Origin of the sequence: Kocuria nitroreducens (assembly GCF_042879195.1) — a bacterium.
Taxonomy (GTDB): Bacteria; Actinomycetota; Actinomycetes; order Actinomycetales; family Micrococcaceae; genus Kocuria; species Kocuria nitroreducens.
This window is the reverse complement of record NZ_JBHZTC010000021.1, coordinates 50,327-67,473: the sequence shown is the minus strand read 5'-3', so window position 1 is coordinate 67,473 and position 17,147 is coordinate 50,327. Positions and strand designations below refer to the sequence as shown.

Annotated in this window: 15 protein-coding genes; 5 read left to right on the top strand and 10 right to left on the bottom strand. The window is 73.5% G+C overall.

Going from position 1 to position 17,147, the window contains the following annotated elements; genetic code table 11:
• The 6 genes from ACFYE1_RS14330 to ACFYE1_RS14305 are packed head-to-tail and all read right to left on the bottom strand — an operon-like array spanning window position 1 to window position 7,716.
• Window positions 1-1,758, bottom strand: coding sequence for a protein kinase domain-containing protein (locus ACFYE1_RS14330; RefSeq protein WP_387744153.1), 1,758 nt, complete (start codon window positions 1,756-1,758; stop codon window positions 1-3).
• Entirely contained in the window at window positions 1,755-3,200 is a 1,446-nt protein-coding gene (locus ACFYE1_RS14325) for a peptidoglycan D,D-transpeptidase FtsI family protein (protein ID WP_387744151.1), read from the bottom strand. Before ACFYE1_RS14325 ends, ACFYE1_RS14330 begins: the two co-directional genes overlap by 4 nt.
• Window positions 3,197-4,957 carry an FtsW/RodA/SpoVE family cell cycle protein gene (locus tag ACFYE1_RS14320; protein ID WP_387744148.1) on the bottom strand — a complete coding sequence of 587 codons (1,761 nt, stop codon included), beginning with the start codon at window positions 4,955-4,957 and terminating at the stop codon, window positions 3,197-3,199. The genes ACFYE1_RS14325 and ACFYE1_RS14320 overlap by 4 nt, the downstream gene beginning before the upstream one ends.
• Window positions 4,954-6,444 carry a PP2C family protein-serine/threonine phosphatase gene (locus ACFYE1_RS14315; protein WP_387744145.1) on the bottom strand — a complete coding sequence of 497 codons (1,491 nt, stop codon included), beginning with the start codon at window positions 6,442-6,444 and terminating at the stop codon, window positions 4,954-4,956. The genes ACFYE1_RS14320 and ACFYE1_RS14315 overlap by 4 nt, the downstream gene beginning before the upstream one ends.
• A 3-nt stretch (window positions 6,445-6,447) precedes the next feature.
• Window positions 6,448-6,945, bottom strand: coding sequence for an FHA domain-containing protein FhaB/FipA (locus ACFYE1_RS14310; protein ID WP_387744142.1), 498 nt, complete (start codon window positions 6,943-6,945; stop codon window positions 6,448-6,450).
• Window positions 6,946-7,716, bottom strand: coding sequence for an FhaA domain-containing protein (locus ACFYE1_RS14305; RefSeq protein ID WP_387744139.1), 771 nt, complete (start codon window positions 7,714-7,716; stop codon window positions 6,946-6,948).
• 159 nt (window positions 7,717-7,875) lie between these two features.
• Here ACFYE1_RS14305 and ACFYE1_RS14300 point away from each other — a divergent pair, with 159 nt between their 5' ends.
• Genes ACFYE1_RS14300 through rraA form a run of 3 tightly spaced genes read left to right on the top strand, consistent with a single transcriptional unit; the run spans window position 7,876 to window position 10,683 of the window.
• Window positions 7,876-8,595: a PepSY domain-containing protein gene (locus ACFYE1_RS14300; RefSeq protein WP_387744136.1), complete on the top strand. Its 720-nt coding sequence runs from the start codon at window positions 7,876-7,878 to the stop codon at window positions 8,593-8,595.
• A 4-nt stretch (window positions 8,596-8,599) separates the two neighbouring features.
• Window positions 8,600-10,162, top strand: coding sequence for an MDR family MFS transporter (locus tag ACFYE1_RS14295; RefSeq protein WP_387744133.1), 1,563 nt, complete (start codon window positions 8,600-8,602; stop codon window positions 10,160-10,162).
• A 41-nt stretch (window positions 10,163-10,203) separates the two neighbouring features.
• Window positions 10,204-10,683: a ribonuclease E activity regulator RraA gene (gene rraA / locus ACFYE1_RS14290; RefSeq protein ID WP_387744130.1), complete on the top strand. Its 480-nt coding sequence runs from the start codon at window positions 10,204-10,206 to the stop codon at window positions 10,681-10,683.
• Window positions 10,684-10,777: 94 nt separating this feature from the next.
• Here rraA and ACFYE1_RS14285 read toward each other — a convergent pair whose 3' ends face one another.
• The 4 genes from ACFYE1_RS14285 to ACFYE1_RS14270 all read right to left on the bottom strand — a co-directional run bounded on the left by ACFYE1_RS14285 (window position 10,778) and on the right by ACFYE1_RS14270 (window position 15,513).
• Entirely contained in the window at window positions 10,778-12,406 is a 1,629-nt protein-coding gene (locus ACFYE1_RS14285; RefSeq protein WP_387744127.1) for an amidohydrolase, read from the bottom strand.
• Window positions 12,407-12,610: 204 nt separating this feature from the next.
• Complete coding sequence (locus ACFYE1_RS14280; RefSeq protein WP_387744124.1) at window positions 12,611-14,647, bottom strand: oxidoreductase; 2,037 nt, start codon at window positions 14,645-14,647, stop codon at window positions 12,611-12,613.
• 73 nt (window positions 14,648-14,720) lie between these two features.
• Complete coding sequence (locus ACFYE1_RS14275; protein ID WP_387744121.1) at window positions 14,721-15,269, bottom strand: hypothetical protein; 549 nt, start codon at window positions 15,267-15,269, stop codon at window positions 14,721-14,723.
• A gap of 4 nt (window positions 15,270-15,273) precedes the next feature.
• Window positions 15,274-15,513 (bottom strand): hypothetical protein, encoded by a 240-nt coding sequence (locus ACFYE1_RS14270; RefSeq protein WP_387744118.1) that lies wholly within the window; start codon window positions 15,511-15,513, stop codon window positions 15,274-15,276.
• A 214-nt stretch (window positions 15,514-15,727) separates the two neighbouring features.
• On the opposite strand from ACFYE1_RS14270, the gene ACFYE1_RS14265 reads away from it, so the two are divergent.
• Together ACFYE1_RS14265 and ACFYE1_RS14260 are read left to right on the top strand one after the other, a co-directional pair.
• On the top strand, window positions 15,728-16,291 hold the full coding sequence (locus tag ACFYE1_RS14265; protein WP_387744115.1) for a Dps family protein: 564 nt from the start codon (window positions 15,728-15,730) through the stop codon (window positions 16,289-16,291).
• 83 nt (window positions 16,292-16,374) lie between these two features.
• On the top strand, window positions 16,375-17,142 hold the full coding sequence (locus ACFYE1_RS14260) for an endonuclease/exonuclease/phosphatase family protein (protein ID WP_387744111.1): 768 nt from the start codon (window positions 16,375-16,377) through the stop codon (window positions 17,140-17,142).
• The last annotated feature ends 5 nt before the right edge of the window (window positions 17,143-17,147 follow it).

Here is a 17,147-nt window from a genome sequence, read left to right as displayed (position 1 = left end):
TCATCCCTCCCGGCCGGGTCCGGTCGGTGTCGCGGCGGGCGAGGGTGATCCGGTGGTGGGGTCGGTGGAGGTCCCGGGCGCCGCGGCGACCCACATCTCGATGGTGTCGCCGGGGCGGACGGTGGACCCGCCCAGGGGCTGGGTGCGCAGCACGGTCCCGGGCTCGGCATCCTCGGTGATCTCGTCGTAGCGGATGATGTTCACGCCCAGGAACCGGATCTCGTCGATCAGCGGATCGGCGGCCCGGCCGACCATCCCGGAGGGGAGCTCCACGGTGTCCGGGCCCGTCGAGTAGACCACCGTGATGGTGGTGCTCCGCGCCACCTGTCCCACGGGGTTCAGGGACAGGACGGTGTTCTCGTCCTCGTCGGCGGTGCGGCCCTCCCGCTCCACGGGGAAGCCCAGGTCCGAGAGCTCCTGCACCACCTCGTCCACCGGCCGGCCCTCGTAGCGGGCGGCGAGGACCTCCACGGTGTCCGCCGCGCCGGGGGACTCCGCCGCCGGGGGCGCCGGGGCGCCGGGCACCGCCGAGGTGGAGACGGTGCCGGTGGGGGACGGCTCCTGGCTCACGGGCGCCGGATCGCGCAGGAGGAAGAACCACAGCAGCCCCGCCACCACGAGCAGCAGGAGGAGCACCGGCAGCAGCCAGGACCACACCGAGCGGCGCCCTCGGCGCTCCCCGGGGCGGGCCGGGTCGGTGCTGGGACCCCGGGCGTCGTCCTCGGACTCCCGTGGGCCGTCGACCACGTCCAGCTCGGCGGTGATGGGCCGCGACGCTCGGGCCGCGGCGGTCCCGGTCGCCGCGGCGACCGCCGTGCTCTCGCGGTCCAGCATCTGCGTCGGCTCGTCGCGCACCGGTTCGAACGCCTGGGTGGCGTCGTCGTCGGGCAGGTCGAGGAACGGGCGCATCCCGGGGACGGCCGCGACCGCCGCACCCTCGTCACCGCGGCGGATCGCGTCCACGGCGGTGGCCAGCGCGCCGGCCGTGGCCGGGCGGTCCGTGGGGTCCTTCGCCAGCATCGACATCAGGAGCGCCCGCACGGTCTCGGGCACGCTGTCCTTCAGCGGCGGCGGCGGGTCGTTGACCTGCGCGAGGGCGATCGCGATCTGCGACTCCCCGGTGAACGGGCGGCGCCCGGCCAGGCACTCGTAGCCGATGATGCCCAGCGAGTAGATGTCCGAGGACCCCGTGGCGGTCTGACCGGTGGCCTGCTCCGGAGCGAGGTACTGGGCGGTGCCCATGACCTGCCCGGTGGCCGTGAGGGGCACCTGGTCCGCCAGGCGGGCGATCCCGAAGTCCGTGACCTTCACCCGGTTGTCCGGGGTGATGATGAGGTTGCCGGGCTTCACGTCGCGGTGCACCAGACCTTGGGCGTGCGCGGCCGCCAGCGCCCGTGCCGTCTGCCCGATGTAGTTGAGCACGGTGTCCGGCTCGAGCCTCTTCTGCCGCTCGATGATGTTGGACAGCGGCTCGCCCGGGACCAGCTCCATCACCAGGAAGGCGGAGCCCTCCTCCTCGCCGTAGTCGAAGACGTTGGCGACACCGGGGTGGTTCAGGAGCGCGGTGTGCCGGGCCTCCGCCCGGAAGCGCTGCAGGAAGTTCGGGTCCCCGTTGTACTCCTCCTTGAGGATCTTCACGGCCACGATCCGGCCCAGGACGCGGTCCTTGGCCTTCCACACCTCACCCATGCCGCCGATCGCGATTCGATCGGTCAGTGCGTAGCGCCCGCCCAGGACGGTGCTCGACGATGGTCTCACTTGTTCAACACCGCCTCGAAGAGTCGCTTGGCACCCGGACTGGTCAGTGAGGCGCCCGTCGCCACGTCCACGTCCTCGAAAACGATGGCGAGGGCCACCTGGGGGTCGTCGGCCGGCGCGAAGCCCGTGAACCAGGAGTCGTTGAGGCCCTCGTCCGAGCCGATCTCGGCGGTGCCCGTCTTCCCGGCCACCTCGACCCCGGGAACGGCCGCTCCTCGGGCGATGCCGTCCTCGACGACCTCGACCATGAGGTCCGAGACGGTCCCGGCGACGTCCGCGCTCGTGGAGCGGCGCAGCTGCTCCGGATTGAGCTCCTGGATCACGGACAGGTCGGCGGAGCGCACGGTGCGCACGAGCTGAGGCTTCATCTGCACGCCGTTGTTGGCGATCGTGGCGCTCATCATGGCCACCTGCAGGGGCGTGGTGCGCACGTCGTACTGGCCGATCGAGGACAGCGCGAGCTGGGCGTCGTTGAGCTCCTCGGGGAAGACCGACGGGGTCACCTTGAGCGGCACCGAGAGGGGCTCCCCGTAGCCGAAGTTGCGGGCGGTCTCCCGGATCGCGTCCGCCCCGAGGTCAAGGGCGATCGAGGCGAACGGCGTGTTGCAGGACTGCTCGAGCGCGAACTCCAGGTCCGCCTCCGTGCGGGCGGTGCACCCGCCGCCCACGTAGTTGGGCAGGGTGACGTCGGTGGCGGGCAGGGGCAGCTCCTGGGGGTTCGGGATCAGGGTCTCCGTGGTGTAGTCCCCGGACTCGAGGGCGGCCACGGTGTCGATGATCTTGAACGTCGAGGCGGGGGCGTAGAGGTCACCGGCGACGGCCCGGTTGACGAGAGGCTCCTCGGGGTCCGCGTTGAGCCGTTCCGCGGCGGCGATCACGGAGGCGGAGTCGTGCGAGGCCAGCTCGTTGGGATCGTAGCCGGGGCTCGAGACCATGGCGAGGATCGCGCCCGTCTCCGGGTCGAGCGCCACGACCGAGCCCTTCCGGCCCTCGAGCAGTTCGGCCGCGGTCTGCTGCAGCACCGGGTCGATGGTGAGCTCGACCGACGCGCCCGTGGGCTGGTTCCCGGAGAACATCGAGACCACGCGGTCGTAGAACTGCTCGTCGGAGGCGCCGGAGAGCTCCTCCCCGAGGGCCGCCTCGAGCCCCGTGGCGCCGTAGACGAGGGAGAAGTAGCCCGTCAGGTGCCCGTACGCCAGCGGGTCCGCGTAGACGCGCTGGTACTCGAAGTCGTCCTCGGACGGCACGGAGGACGCCTTCGGGTCGCCGTCCACGAGGATCGCCCCGCGGTCCGCACCGAACTGGTCGTACAGGCTGCGGTTGTTCCACGGGTGCGCCTCGAGGGTGCCCGCCGCGACGAACTGCACATAGGTCAGCGAGAGGAGCAGCACGGTGAAGATCGCCACGCCGGCCACCCAGGTGTGTCGGATCGCCCGGTTCACGGTGCTCCTCCGTTCTCGGTGCTCCGGGACCCGCCGGGGTCCCTGCGGTCCTTGTCGGTGAGGCGGGACATCGCCTCGGTGGGGGTGCCGCCGTGGTGGTCCGCGTCCTCGGCGTCCCGGTGTCCGCCCGGGCCCGCGGCGGCGATCGGCTCGGTGGCGGCGGTGTCGGCCGGCACCGCCGGACCGCGGGCGGTGTCGGGCCCGGCGCCTGGCTGCCCGGCGGCACCGTCCTCCCCGTCCGCGTGCGCCCCGCCCTGCTCGTGCCCGTCGGACTCCTTCCGGGGGCGGCGGTCCCGGCGGCGCTCCAGGCGCTCGGCGCGCTCCTGCTCGTCGCGCCGGGCCGCCTCCCGCAGCGTGGCCTCGTAGGCGGCGACCTCGGCGAGATCCGCCTCGGTGGCCGGCCCGGTGACCACGGGCCGGCGGGCCGTGTGGGAGATCGCCAGGATGATCGCCGCGATGATCCAGTTGGACAGCAGCGAGGAGCCTCCGGCGGACATGAACGGGGTGGTCAGCCCGGTCAGGGGGATGAGGCGGGTGACCCCGCCCACCACCACGAACAGCTGCAGGATGATGACCGCGGCCAGCCCCGCCGCCAGCAGCTTGCCGAAGGAGTCACGGGTGCCCAGGGCCGCCCTGAAGCCCCGGGTGACGAACAGGAAGAACAGCACGAGCACGGCGCTCAGGCCGATCAGCCCCAGCTCCTCGCCGAACGCGGTCATGATCATGTCCGAGTTGGCGTACGAGACGAGGTCCGGCCGGCCCTGGCCGAGCCCCTGCCCGAACAGCCCGCCGGAGGAGAGCCCGAACAGGCCCTGGACGATCTGCCCGGAACCGCCCGGGGCCCGGTTGTACACCTCGGGGTCGAACGCGTTGAGCCAGGAGTCCAGGCGTGCCGCGACGTGGCCGAAGACCTGGCTCGCGAAGAATCCGCCGACGGCCACGAGCAGCACCCCGATGACGATCCAGCTCAGCCGGGTCGTGGCCAGGTAGATCATGGCCACGAACAGGCCGAAGAACAGGATCGCGGAGCCGAGGTCCCGCTGGAACACCAGCACGCCGATCGCGATGATCCACGCCGCGAACATCGGCGCCATGTCCCGGAACCGCGGCAGGCGCACCGGACCGATCTTCTTGCCGGCCAGCAGGATGAGGTCCCGGTTGGTCGAGAGGTAGCCCGCGAAGAAGACGGCCAGGGTGATCTTGGCAACCTCGCCGGGCTGGAAGGTGCGCCCGCCCACCGAGATCCAGATCCGGGCGCCGTTGAGCTCCAGGCCGAGGCCGGGCAGGAGGGGCAGGAGCAGCAGCAGCCCGCTGAGCACCAGGCAGATGTAGGTGATCCGCCGCAGCACCCGGTGGTCCTTGAGGAACCAGAGCACCAGGCAGGCGGCGGTCATGGCGAAGGCCGTCCACACCACCTGCGAGCCCGCGGCGGTCTGGTCCGTGGTGAGGTCGATCCGGTGGATCATGGCAATGCCCAGGCCGTTGAGGGCCACCACGATCGGCAGGACGTAGGGGTCCGCGTACTTGGCCCGCAGCCGCAGCACCACGTGCAGGATCAGCGCCCCGATGCCCAGGACCAGCCCGGAGACGAGGATGTGCGGGTCCCCCGAGCCCAGCTGGTCGGGGTCCACGAGGATGTTCGCGCCCACGCCGATGCTCACGGCGAGGACGAGCAGGAGCAGCTCGGTGAGCCGCCGCGGCCTCTGGCGGGGCTCGACCTGCTCCTCCTGGGGGACGGCCCCTGCGGGGGCGCTCATCCGTCACCACCCGGCGAGGCGGTGGGAGAGGCAGTGGGCGAAGCAGCGGGGGAGGCGGTGGCCCGCTGGACGGTGCCGGTCGGGCGGGGCTCGGGGCCGGGGGTCGCCTCGGGCACGGACTCGCGCAGCTCGCGCACGATCCGCTCCGCCTCCGCGAGGCTGTCCGCGGGGATGGCGTTGCGCACCCGTTCCTGGGCGAAGCCCGGGAGGTCGTCGAGCCGCAGGTCCGTGGCGCGCTCCAGATCGCTGAGGCTCACAGGTCCGAGCGACTGCGAGACGCCGTTGTAGATCGCCACGTTGCCCTGCTGCTCGCCGACGTAGTACTGGGAGCTGATCCAGCCGCTCGTCAGCCAGCCCCCGGCCACCAGCAGCAGCCCGGCCGTGGCCAGCGCGAGCACGGCCACGGCGCGCCGGCGGCGGCGCCGGCGCGGGGACGGGACGGTGGCGTCCGCCCGGTGCAGCGCCGACTCGACGTCCTGCGGATCGGCCAGGGTGTCGGGGGTGGAGGTCTGCAGGAGGGTCGCGCGGCGCTCGAGGACGCTGTCGCTCACGGTGGGGATGCGCCCGGTCTGGGTGGCGTTGGCGGCGGCGCCCACCAGCAGGTGGGGGCGCGCCGCGAGGTCGCGGCGCAGCGCGGCGGCCGAGGACTCGGCGGCACCGAGCGTCCCGGCGTCCCCGGTGATCTCGTCCGAGGTGCGGGCGAACCCGGGGTCCGGGACCGCGCCGCGCGCCTCGCCGGCCTGCGGCACGAGGGCGGTCTCGTCGGTCTCGAAGACCTGGACGACCACCACGGTCACGTTGTCGGGGGCCCCGCGGTCCAGGGTCAGTTCCACGAGCGTGTCCACGATCTGGTTGAGGTCGTCGGTGGAGCCCAGCACGGACTGGATGCTCTCCGGGCGGACCACGGCGTTGAGCCCGTCGGAGCACAGCAGCCAACGCTCGCCGCTCTCCGGGCGGAGGGTCTCCACATCGATCTCGGGGGAGGCGTCGACGTCCCCGAGCACGCGCATCAGCACGTTCTTGTGGGGGTGGGACTCGGCCTCGTCCGGGCGCAGCCGGCCTTCGTCGATGAGCCGCTGGACGAAGGTGTGGTCCTTCGTGACCTGGCGGAACTCGTCGCCCCGGAGCCGGTACGCACGGGAGTCCCCGATGTGGGCCACGACCAGCTCGTCCTGGTCCGCCAGCAGGGCCGTGACGGTGGTGCCCATGCCGCCCAGGCGGGTGTTGCCCAGGACCAGCTTGGCGAGGTTCTGGTTGGCGTTCTGGATCTCGTCCGTGAGCACGGTGGCGCCGTCCCCGTGGTGGTCGGGCCGGTCGAGGCCGGTGAGGTCCATGACCGCTGAGGCCGACGCGACGTCCCCGCCCACGTGCCCGCCCATGCCGTCGGCGACCACGGCGAGATGGCGGCCCGCGTAGGCGGAGTCGTCGTTCTTCGAGCGGACCCGGCCCACGTCGGACCGCGCAGCGTAGCGGAAGGCGATCGCCATGCGTCAGGACCTCAGTTCCAGGACGGTCTTGCCCACACGGAACGGGGTCCCGGGGTCGAGAGGCACGGCCCGGGAGAGGCGCTGCTGGCCGACGAAGGTGCCGTTGGTGGAGCCGAGGTCCTCGAGGAACCACCGGGAGCCCTGCGGGAACAGCCGGGCGTGGCGGCCCGAGGCGTAGTCGTCGCCGAGGGGCACGGTGGCCTCGGGGGAGCGGCCCAGCAGCACGGGGGCGTTGCCGAGGGGGTAGCTGCGCCCGCGGAGGGGGCCGTCGAGGACGATCAGGGTCTGGGGGCGGGAGCGCTGCCCGGTGGCGGGGCCCGCGGCGGGCGGCACCGCGTCCTCCGCGGCACCCCGGCGCTCGGCGCGGGACCGGGTCAGTGCCGCCGGGAGCTTTCCGCCGACCGCCAGGTCACGCCCCTGGCTGGCGACGATGCTGAAGATGAAGATCCAGAGCAGGGCCAGGAACCCGAAGCGGAGCAGAGTGACGGTGAGTTCGGACATTCAGCGGTTCCCCTTCGGGGTCAGGAGGCGGAACGTGATCCTGGTCCGACCCATGGTGATCACGGAGCCGTTGACCAGCTCCGTGCGGCCGATCACCCGCTCCCCGTCCACGTAGGAACCGTTGGTCGAGCCGAGGTCCACGGCCACGAAGTGCTCGCCCTGCCGCCGGATCTCGAGGTGCTTGCGGGACACGCCGGTGTCCTCCACGGTGATGTCCGCCTCGGCGGAGCGGCCCAGCACGATCGAGTCCGCGTTGATGGAGAACCGGGCGCCCTCGACGTCGAGCACAGGGATCCAGTGCTGCGCGGGCACGGACCGCGTCGCCTCGTCCTCCTCCCGGCGGTGGCCGCGGGCGATCCGCTGCCCGCTCGGCGTGGCGGGGGTGTTGGGCGACTCCGTGGTGCGCTGCGCCGAGGAGTGGACGCGGAACTCACCGGCCTCCACCTCCGGGTTGCGGGTGAAGGACACCTTCACCGCCCCCTGGAGGGTGTAGGCCTGGCTGCGGGCGTGCTTGATGACGACGTCGCACAGCTCCTCCGCGAGCGGCGTGCCCCAGTCCTGGGCGCGGGGGAAGTCCTCGTCCGAGAACTCCACGACGAAGACGTTGGGGGCCATGGTGCGGCCGGCGGAGATCGTGAACGCCTCCTGGTCGAGCTCCCGCCGCAGGGCGCTGGCGATCTCGACCGCCTCCACGCGCTTGCGGGAGCCGGTGGAGAAGGTGGCGCGGACGGCCTTCTCGATGTTCTTCTCGAGGCTCTCGAGGAATCCCATGCCGCCTCCTTCCTGGCGTCGATCGCGGTGCGCATGCACCCGGTCCCGGGTCAGGCGTATCCCAGGATAGTAGACGTGGCGCCTGAGAGGCGCGTGGGCGGAGGCAGGCGCGGCGGGAGGCCCCTTGCCAGGACGCCGTGCCGGGGGAACAATTCAGGTATGAAGCACACTGATCAAAGGTTCCTGTCCCTGGCCGCTCTCGCGCTCTCGGCGCTCCTGCTGACCGGATGCGGTGACGGCGGCGCCGGTGGCGGCGGCGAGGAGACCACCGGCGGAGCCGGAACCAGCGCCCCCGCCGAGCCCACGGGCACCGAGGGCGCGACCGCCGGTGACGAGAGCGCCTCGGCCACGGCGACCGGCGACGAGAGCGCCTCCGCGACCCCCTCGGGCACGGCCACCGCCGACGAGAGCGCGAGCGCCTCCCCGTCGGGCACCGCCACCTCGACGTCCTCGCCGGGCGCGGGGGATGAGGCCGCCGCCGTGGCGGGCGCGGTCGTGGCCGCCGAGGAGGCGGTGACGGGGGGCCAGGTGTTCGAGATCGACCGCAAGGACGACGACGGCGGCTGGGAGATCAAGCTCGCTGTCGGTGACCGGGAGAAGGAGGTCGACGTCTCCCAGGACGGCTCCGAGGTCACCCCGCAGGAGGGCGACGACCAGCTGGACCAGGAGGACCGCGAGCGGATCGCCCAGGTCCAGGTCCCGATGGAGGTCGCCGTCCGGGCTGCGCTGGACGAGGTCGACGGCACGCTCGACGGCGCCCAGCTCGACACGGAGGACGGCACCACCGTCTGGGAGGTCGACATCGACGACCCCGAGGGCACTTCGGTGGACGTGTACGTCAACGTGGCCAACGGCTCCGTCGTGAAGGTCGATCGCTGACCCGGTGACAGGAGTTCCGGGGCGCACCGGGCAGCGGCAGCTGCGGCTCCCGTTCCTGGGGCTGCTCATGGCGGTCCTGCTGGCCGCCCTCGACCAGACGATCGTGGCCACGGCGCTGCCCTCGATCGTCGGGGACCTCGACGGGCTCGACCGGATCTCCTGGGTGGTCACGGCCTACGTGCTCGCGGCCACCGTGGGCCTGCCGGTCTACGGGAAGCTGGGCGACCTCTACGGGCGCAAGCGGATCTTCCTGGTGGCCGTCGTGGTCTTCCTGATCGGCTCCGTGCTCTCGGGCGCCGCCCAGGACATGACCCAGCTGATCGTCTTCCGCGCCCTGCAGGGCCTGGGCGGCGGCGGGCTGCTGATCGGGGCGCAGGCGATCATCGCGGACCTCGTGCCCGCCCGCGAGCGCGGCAGGTACATGGGCGTGATCGGGGCGGCCTTCGGTCTCGCCTCGGTGAGCGGACCGCTGATCGGCGGCTTCCTCACGGACCTCGTGAGCTGGCGGTGGGTGTTCTACATCAACCTGCCCCTGGGGCTGGTGACCCTCCTGTTCATCCCCCGCTTCCTGCACCTGCCGCACGTCCCCCGGGGGCGGGTGCGGCTCGACGTGCTCGGGACGGCGCTCCTGGCGCTGGGCAGCGTGGCCTTCGTGCTCCTCACCACGTGGGCCGGCACGGCGCACGCCTGGCCGAGCCCGCGCATCCTCGGCCTCGCCGGAGCGGTCCTGGTGCTCGGGGTCCTGTTCGTGCTGGTCGAGCGCCGTGCCCCGGAGCCGATCATCCCGCTGCACCTGTTCCGCGTGCGCAACTTCGTGGTGCCCACCGCGGCGGCCGTCGGCATGGGCGTGATCATGTTCGCGACGATCACCTACCTGCCCACCTACCTGCAGATGGTCGACGGCGCGTCGGCCACCGGGGCCGGCCTGATGATGATCCCCGTGACGGTCGGGATGCTCGTCGGCACGATCGGCACCGGCCGCCGCATCGCGCGGACGGGGCGCTACAAGCACTGGCCCGTGCTGGGCTCCGTCGTGATGGCCGCCGGGCTCGCGCTGCTCGCACAGAACGACGAGACCACCCCGTACGCCCTGACGGCCGCGGGCATGACCGTCACCGGTCTCGGCATCGGCTGCCTCATGCAGAATCTCGTCCTGATCGTGCAGAACGCGGTGCCGCCCGCGGAGGTGGGGGCCGCGACGTCGTCGTCGAACTTCTTCCGCCAGATCGGGGCGTCCTTCGGGATCGCGGTGTTCGGCTCCGTCTTCGTCGCCCGGCTCGACGACGCGCTCGCGGGCCGCGCCGTGCCCTCCCTCGACGTCAACGCCCTGAGCCCCCAGGTGCTCGCGGGCCTGCCGGCCCCGGTGCAGGAGGCCGTCGCCCAGGCCTTCGCCCAGTCGTTGCCGCCGATCTTCCTGTGGGGCCTGCCCGTGGCGGCGGGATGCCTGGTGCTGTCCCTGCTCATCGAGGAGATCCCGCTGGGCACCACCGTGCCCACCGCGCGGGAGGAGGCGCAGGGGCCGTGCACGGAGCCCGCCGGGGCGGATCGCGGCGGTGCCGGTGGCTAGGCTGGTGCCGGAACCGCCGCCGGATGCTTCAGGAGCAGCCCATGACCGATCCGCGCCCGTTCACCACGGCCGACCTCTACGACGAGCGCGGGGAGCAGCTGATGTCCTGCCCGCGCCAGTTCCTCGACCTGGGCGGGGTGGCCGCGTTCACCGGGCCGGTGCGCACGGTCCGCTGCTTCCAGGACAACGGGCTGGTGAAGGCCGTGCTCGGGTCCCCGGGGGAGGGCGCGGTCCTCGTGGTGGACGGCCACGGCTCGATGGGTACCGCGCTCATGGGGGACATGATCGCGGAGTCCGCGGTGCGCAACGGCTGGGCCGGGGTCATCGTGAACGGCCCCGTGCGGGACCGGGTCGCCCTGGCCGGGCTGCCCCTCGGGGTGAAGGCCCTGGGCTCCAACCCGCGCAAGTCCGCCAAGGCCGGCGTCGGGGAGCAGGACGTGCCGGTGGTCATCGAGGGCGTGACCTTCCACCCGGGCCGCACGGTGTGGGCCGACGAGGACGGGATCCTCGTCGAGGGCTGAGCGGCCTTCCGGCGCGTCGGCACGTGCGGGCGCGGCGACGGGCGCGGCACCGGTGTCGGCCCCGGGGCCTGTCACGGGGCCGAAGGCCGGCCGCTCAGCCGGCGCGGTGGGTGACCCGGCCGCCGCGGTAGGTCGCGCGGACGCCGATGTGCTCCACCGACCCGCCCCGCCGGTGCACCTCCAGGGGGTTCTCCTCCAGCACCACCAGGTCCGCGAGCTTGCCGGGGGCGAGCGAGCCGATCCGGTCGGACATCCCCAGCGCCTTCGCGGCCTCGGACGTGTAGGCGGCGAGAGCCTCCAGCACGTCGAGCCGCTCCCCGGAGGGACCGAACCGCCGCCCGTCGCCGTCGAGGCGGTCGGTCCAGGCCTGGACCGAGCGCAGCACGTCGCCGTCGGCGACCGGGCGGTCGGAGCTGCCGGCGATCCGCACCCCGGCCTCCAGGAAGCTGCGGCCCCGATAGGTCCAGTCCGTGCGCTCGGGCCCCAGGAGGCGACGGAACTGGACGGCCATGGGGCGCAGGAAGCTGATCTGCGGGGTCACGACGATCCCCGCGGCGGCGAGCCGCGGCAGCTGGTCCGGGCGGGTGATGCTCGCGTGCTCGATCCGGTTGGGCACCCGGTGGCGCCCGTGCTCGTCCTGGCACCGGGTGATCACGTCGATCGCGAAGTCGATGGCGCGGTCCCCGATCGCGTGGGCGGCCACCGACCAGCCCGCACGGTACGCGGCGTGGATCGCCTCGGCCATCTGCTCGGGGTTCTCCTGGAAGTAGCCCGTGGAGTGGCCGCCGCAGAAGGCCTCGGTCACCGCGGCGGTCTCCCCGAGCAGGGAGCCGTCCACGAACACCTTGACCGGTCCGAGCCTCAGCTCGTCGTCGCCGAAGCCGGTGCGCAGCCCGAGGTCGAGCCCGCGCTCGGAGCCGTCACCGAGCCCGTCGATCCCGTGCAGGACGTCCAGCACGGGCATCACCTGGGCCCGCGCGTGCAGGACGCCGGCGTCCCTGGCCTGCTGGTAGGCCTGCAGCTCGGAGGGGTTGTGCCCGATCCACCCAGCGCCCACCCCCGCCTCCGCGAAGGTCGTGATGCCCTCGGCGGCGTAGCGGGCGGTGGCGCGGTCGAGCGCCGCCACGATCCTGTCCACCGGGTAGGGGCGGAACAGCTCCTGCACCACGGCCTGGGCGGTCTCCTCGACCAGGCCCGTGGCGCGGCCGGTGTCGTCCCGCACGACCCGCCCGCCCACCGGGTCCGGGGTCCCCGGGGTGAAGATCTCCGCCCGGCGCAGCGCCTCGGAGTTCACCACCGCCGCGTGGCCGGACGTGTGCCGGACGAACAGCGGCGTGCGGCCGGTGATGCGGTCCAGGACGTCGATGTCGGGCAGCAGTCCGCCCACGGTGGCGGGGAGGAAGCCGGTGGCCATGAGCCACTCCTCGTCCCGCGGCTTGGCGGCCATGCCGCGCTCCAGGGCCGCGTAGAGCCCGTCCAGTGACGTGCAGCCGGAGAGGTCCACCTCCGCCAGGCCGAGCCCGAACCACGCCGTGTGGCAGTGCGCGTCCACGAACCCGGGCAGCACGGTGCCCCCGCCGAGGTCCACGGTCTCGGCCGCCGGCACGTCCGGGTCGTCGAGGACCACGATCCGCCCGCCGTGCACCCCGAGGCTCGACGCCGTCGGGCGGCCCGGCTCCATGGTGAGGACCGTGGCGTTGACGAGCAGGAGATCGAGCTGCATGGGGATCCTTTCCGCGGGACTGCCCCCATCGTGGCACCCGGCGCCGGGGCCCGCACAGTGCCCCGCGCCCCAGCGCCGAACTCACCGGTCCTGCCCGGGCCGCCGGGAGAAGTGCTCAGCTCTCGGATCGGACCGGTGGGCTCACGGGCCCGCCGGCTCGCGGGCCGGCCGTCTGCCGCCCCGGGAGGAGCGGGCCGGGGTGGCTCAGCCCAGGGCGGCGACGAGCTCCGTGGCCTGCCGGATCGCCCGCTTGGCGTCCAGCTCGGCCGCCACGTCGGCTCCGCCGATGAGGTGGACCGGGACGGCGCCGGTGTCGTGCCCGGCGCCGAGCAGCTCGTCGCGCAGCGTCCGCAACGGCTCCTGGCCCGTGCACAGCACCACGGTGTCGACCGGCAGCACCTGCTCGACCGGCTCGGTGCCGTCGGGCCCCGGCGCGGTGACGTGCAGCCCGTCGTCGTCGATCCGCCGGTACGTCACCCCGCTCAGGGCGCGGACGCCGGCTGCCCGGAGCGAGGTCCGGTGGATCCACCCGGTCGTGCGGCCCAGACCGGCCCCGAGCTTGCCGGGGGAGCGCTGGAGCAGCGTCACCTCTCGCACCGGGGGCCTGGGCCGGGGCGCGGTCAGCCCGCCCCGGGCGGACAGCGTCGTGTCGACGCCCCACGCGCGGTAGAAGTCCGTGCCGGGGGAGTGCAGGAGGAACTCGGCGACGTCGAAGCCGATGCCCCCGGCGCCGAGGACCGCCACCCGGGGGCCCACGGGCGCCCCGTGCTGCAGGACGTCCCGGTAGCCCACGACCGACGGGTGCTCCACCCCCTCGATCGCGGGCACGCGCGGCTCCACGCCCGTGGCGAGCACGATCCGGTCGAAGCCGCGCAGGTGCTCGGGTCCGGCCGCCGTCCCGAGCCGCACGTCCACGCACAGCTCGGCGAGCCGCACGCCGTAGTAGCGCAGCGTCTCCGCGTACTCCTCCTTGCCGGGGATGCGCAGGGCCAGGCAGAACTGCCCGCCGATCCGCTCCTCGGCCTCGAACAGGGTCACGGCGTGCCCGGCCTCCGCGGCGCCGACGGCGAAGGCCAGCCCGGCGGGGCCCGCACCCACCACGCCGATCCGCTCGGCCCGGCGGGTGGGACCCAGTCGCAGCAGGGTCTCGTGCCCGGCCCGCGGATTGACCAGGCAGGACGCGGTCCGGCCGGCGAAGGTGTGGTCCAGGCAGGCCTGGTTGCACGCGATGCACGTGTTGATGGTGGCCGGCCGGCCGCGGGCGGCCTTGGCCACGAAGTCCGGGTCCGCGAGCAGGGGCCGGGCCAGGGACACCATGTCGGCGTCCCCGTCCGCCAGGATCCGCTCCGCGGTCTCCGGGGTGCTGATCCGGTTGACGGCGATCAGCGGGATCCCGACCTCGCCCTTGAGTCGGCGCGTCACCCACGAGAAGCCGCCGCGGGGGACGACCGTGGCGATCGTGGGGATGCGCGCCTCGTGCCAGCCGATGCCGGTGTTGAGCAGGGTGGCGCCGGCGACCTCGACCGCCCGGGCCAGCTCCACGACCTCCTCGAGCGTGGAGCCGCCCGGGACCAGGTCCAGCATGGAGAGCCGGTAGATCAGGACGAAGTCCGGGCCGGTGCGCTCGCGGACGCGGCGGACGACCTCCACGGGCAGGCGCATCCGGTTCTCGTAGGACCCGCCCCACCGGTCGGTGCGGTGGTTGGTCTCGGCGGCGACGAACTCGTTGATCAGGTAGCCCTCGGAGCCCATGATCTCCACGCCGTCGTAGCCGGCCTCCCGGGCGAGCGCGGCGGTGCGGGCGAAGTCCTCGATGGTCCGCTCGATCTCCTCCGCGGTGAGCTCGTGCGGCACGACCGGGCTGATGGGAGCACGCAGCGGGCTCGGGGCCACGGCGTCGGGCGTCCTGGAATAGCGGCCGGCGTGCAGGATCTGCAGGGCGATCCGGCCGCCCTCGGCGTGCACGGCGTCCGTGACCGTGCGGTGCCCGGCCACCTCCTCCGGGGTGCGGAGCACGGCGCCGCCGACGTGCGTGGCGCCCTCGGGGCTCGGCCCGACGCCGCCCGTGACGATGAGCCCCACACCGCCCCGGACCCGCTCCGCGTAGAACTCCGCAAGGCGCTCGAACCCCCCGGGCAGCTCCTCGAGACCGGTGTGCATCGATCCCATGAGCACCCGGTTGGGCAGGGTGGTGAAGCCCAGGTCCAGAGGCGCGAGCAGGCGTGGATAGGGCACGGTCATGTGATACTCCTCGTCTCAGGTACTCGGGTCACCGTAGGCGAGGAGTGAGCCGCCTCACAAGCGCGGCGCCGGCTCAGAGCGCGGCCAGCAGGTCCTTCCAGGTCGAGCGCCACCGTGCGACGTCGTCGGCGGAGGCCAGACCGGTGTGCGCGAGGGCCACCGTGGCGCGGCCGCTCCCCTTGTCGCCGATGCTCGCGGAGACCCTGGTCCCGTCGTCGAGACGCACGCGCCAGTACCGCCACTTCTCGGTGGCGGCGGTGGTGGGCGGCTGCTGGAACGGGACACCGCCGACCGCCGTGCGGCCCGCCATGAGCGCGGTCCACCGGGTGAGCGCCTCGTCCGGGGTGCCGGCCACCGTGCGGCTCGCGCTCGCCCCGAAGCTGCCGTCACCCGCCTGCCCGGGCCGGCGGGCTCCCGTGTGCTGCTCCCAGGCCACCGCGACGGACTGCGCCCACCACTCGGGGTTCTCGACGGTGCCCTCGAGCTGCTCCGCCACGCGGCGGGCGACCTCGGCGTGGCTCATCGCCCGGGCGCCGAGCTCGTCGAGCCGTGCCGTCCAGGCCTCCCACGGGATGCCGGTCGCCCGGGCGATACTGGCCGTGCTGGTGCCCCGGGTGCTCATCGCCTCAGTCCGAGGTGGGCGGCTGGTGCCCGCCCTCGGCAGGGTCCTGGCCGCCCCCGCCGATCTCGTGGTCGGGCGAGCCGGCCTCGCGCACGCCGGAGACCTGCTGTCCGGCGTTCGTCAGCCCGGTGGGCATCGGCTCGCGGGCCATGTCCTCGGCGGGCGTGTCGGGGGCCGTGCCGATGTCCTCGGCCAGGTGCGGGTCGTCGGGGAGCTGGTCGCCGGAGGCGGGAGTGGTGTTCATGGGTCCAGACAACCAGTGGTCCGCGCCCCGGGCAAGGGCTGCCGTGACGGGCGGGGACGCGTCGTCGCGATATCGCGGACAGCGAATGGACAGGGTGCTGACAGTAGGTGGGGGCCGTGCCATAGTGGTCGGAAGAGGCCCGCTCTTGCGGGCCGTCCACAGTTGTCGAGCTAGGCCGCCGCCCGGTGGCGGCCGGAAACATGGAGACGAACCCATGGCCACGCCGAACCAGCGCACCGCCCCCTACACCGTGCCCGGTCTGTCCACCGAGAACGGCCACGAGGTCGCCCAGACGCTCCAGCAGCGCCTGCACGCTCTCAACGACCTCCAGCTCACGCTCAAGCACGCCCACTGGAACGTGGTGGGCCCCAATTTCATCTCGGTGCACGAGATGCTGGACCCGCAGATCGAACTCGTGCGCGGCTTCGTCGACGAGCTCGCCGAGCGCATGGCCACCATGGGCGTGGGCCCCTCCGGTCTGCCGGGCGACCTCGTCCAGGCCCGCACCTGGGACGACTACTCGGTCCACCGCGCCACCGGCGTGGAGCACCTCGCCGCGCTCGACCTCGTCTACAACGGCGTGATCGAGGACCACCGCGACGCGATCCAGAAGGTCGGCGAGCTCGACCCCGTCACCGAGGACGTGCTCATCAGCCAGGTCAAGGGGCTCGAGCTCTTCCAGTGGTTCATGCGCGCCCACCTCGAGAACAGCGGCGGGGACCTCCAGCACGGCGGTGCCCGCACGGAGCAGGGCGCGGCGGAGGCCGCCGCCCAGTAGCCCGTCCCGCGACCGTGGCAGCCCACGTCCGCCCCGGCCCCGCCGACCCCTGTGGTCCGCGGGGCCGGACCTCGTTCACGGCCATGACCTTCAACATCCGGCGTCCCATGGAGAAGTACGGCCGGACGGCACCGGATGCGTGGTTCACCCGGGCCCCCGCGGTGCAGGCCGTGCTCCGGGCCCACCGGCCGGAGCTGGCCGCCTTCCAGGAGGTCCTCCCGCAGCAGCTGCACGCCCTGCAGCAGGCCCTGGGGCCGGACCACGTCCTCCTGGGCGGGGGGCGGGACGCCGACGGACGCGGCGAGCGGTGCCTGCTGGCCGTGGACACCGCCCGCTTCGGGATCGAGCGGTGGCAGCAGCGGTGGCTGTCGCCGCGGCCGGAGGTGCCCGGATCGAAGGGGCCGGGGGACCTCTTCCCCCGCACCGTGGTGCTGGCCGACCTCAGGGACCTGCGCACGGGAGTGCTCTGGCGAGCGGTGGCCACCCATCTCGACCCGTGGCCGGAGCGCGGCCGGCTGCGCCAGCTGGCCGCGCTGCAGGGCCTGCTCCTCGGGTGGGACGGGCCCCTGCTGCTCCTCGGGGACATGAACGCGGCCGCCGGCCGGTCCCGCACCTGGGACGCCGCGCTCGCCGGTGGGCTGCGGGACACCCTGCCCGCGGACGCCGCGGGGACCTTCCCCAACTACCGGGACCCCGGTGCCAGGACGCCGCGCCTGGACTGGATCCTGTACGGCGGCCCGGTCCGCGTGCTCGACTCGCGCGTCCTGGCCGAGCGTCCGCGCGGCGTGTGGGCCTCGGACCACTTCCCCGTGCTGGCCGAGGTCGAGCACGACGGCGGCCCCGCCTCCTGAGGACG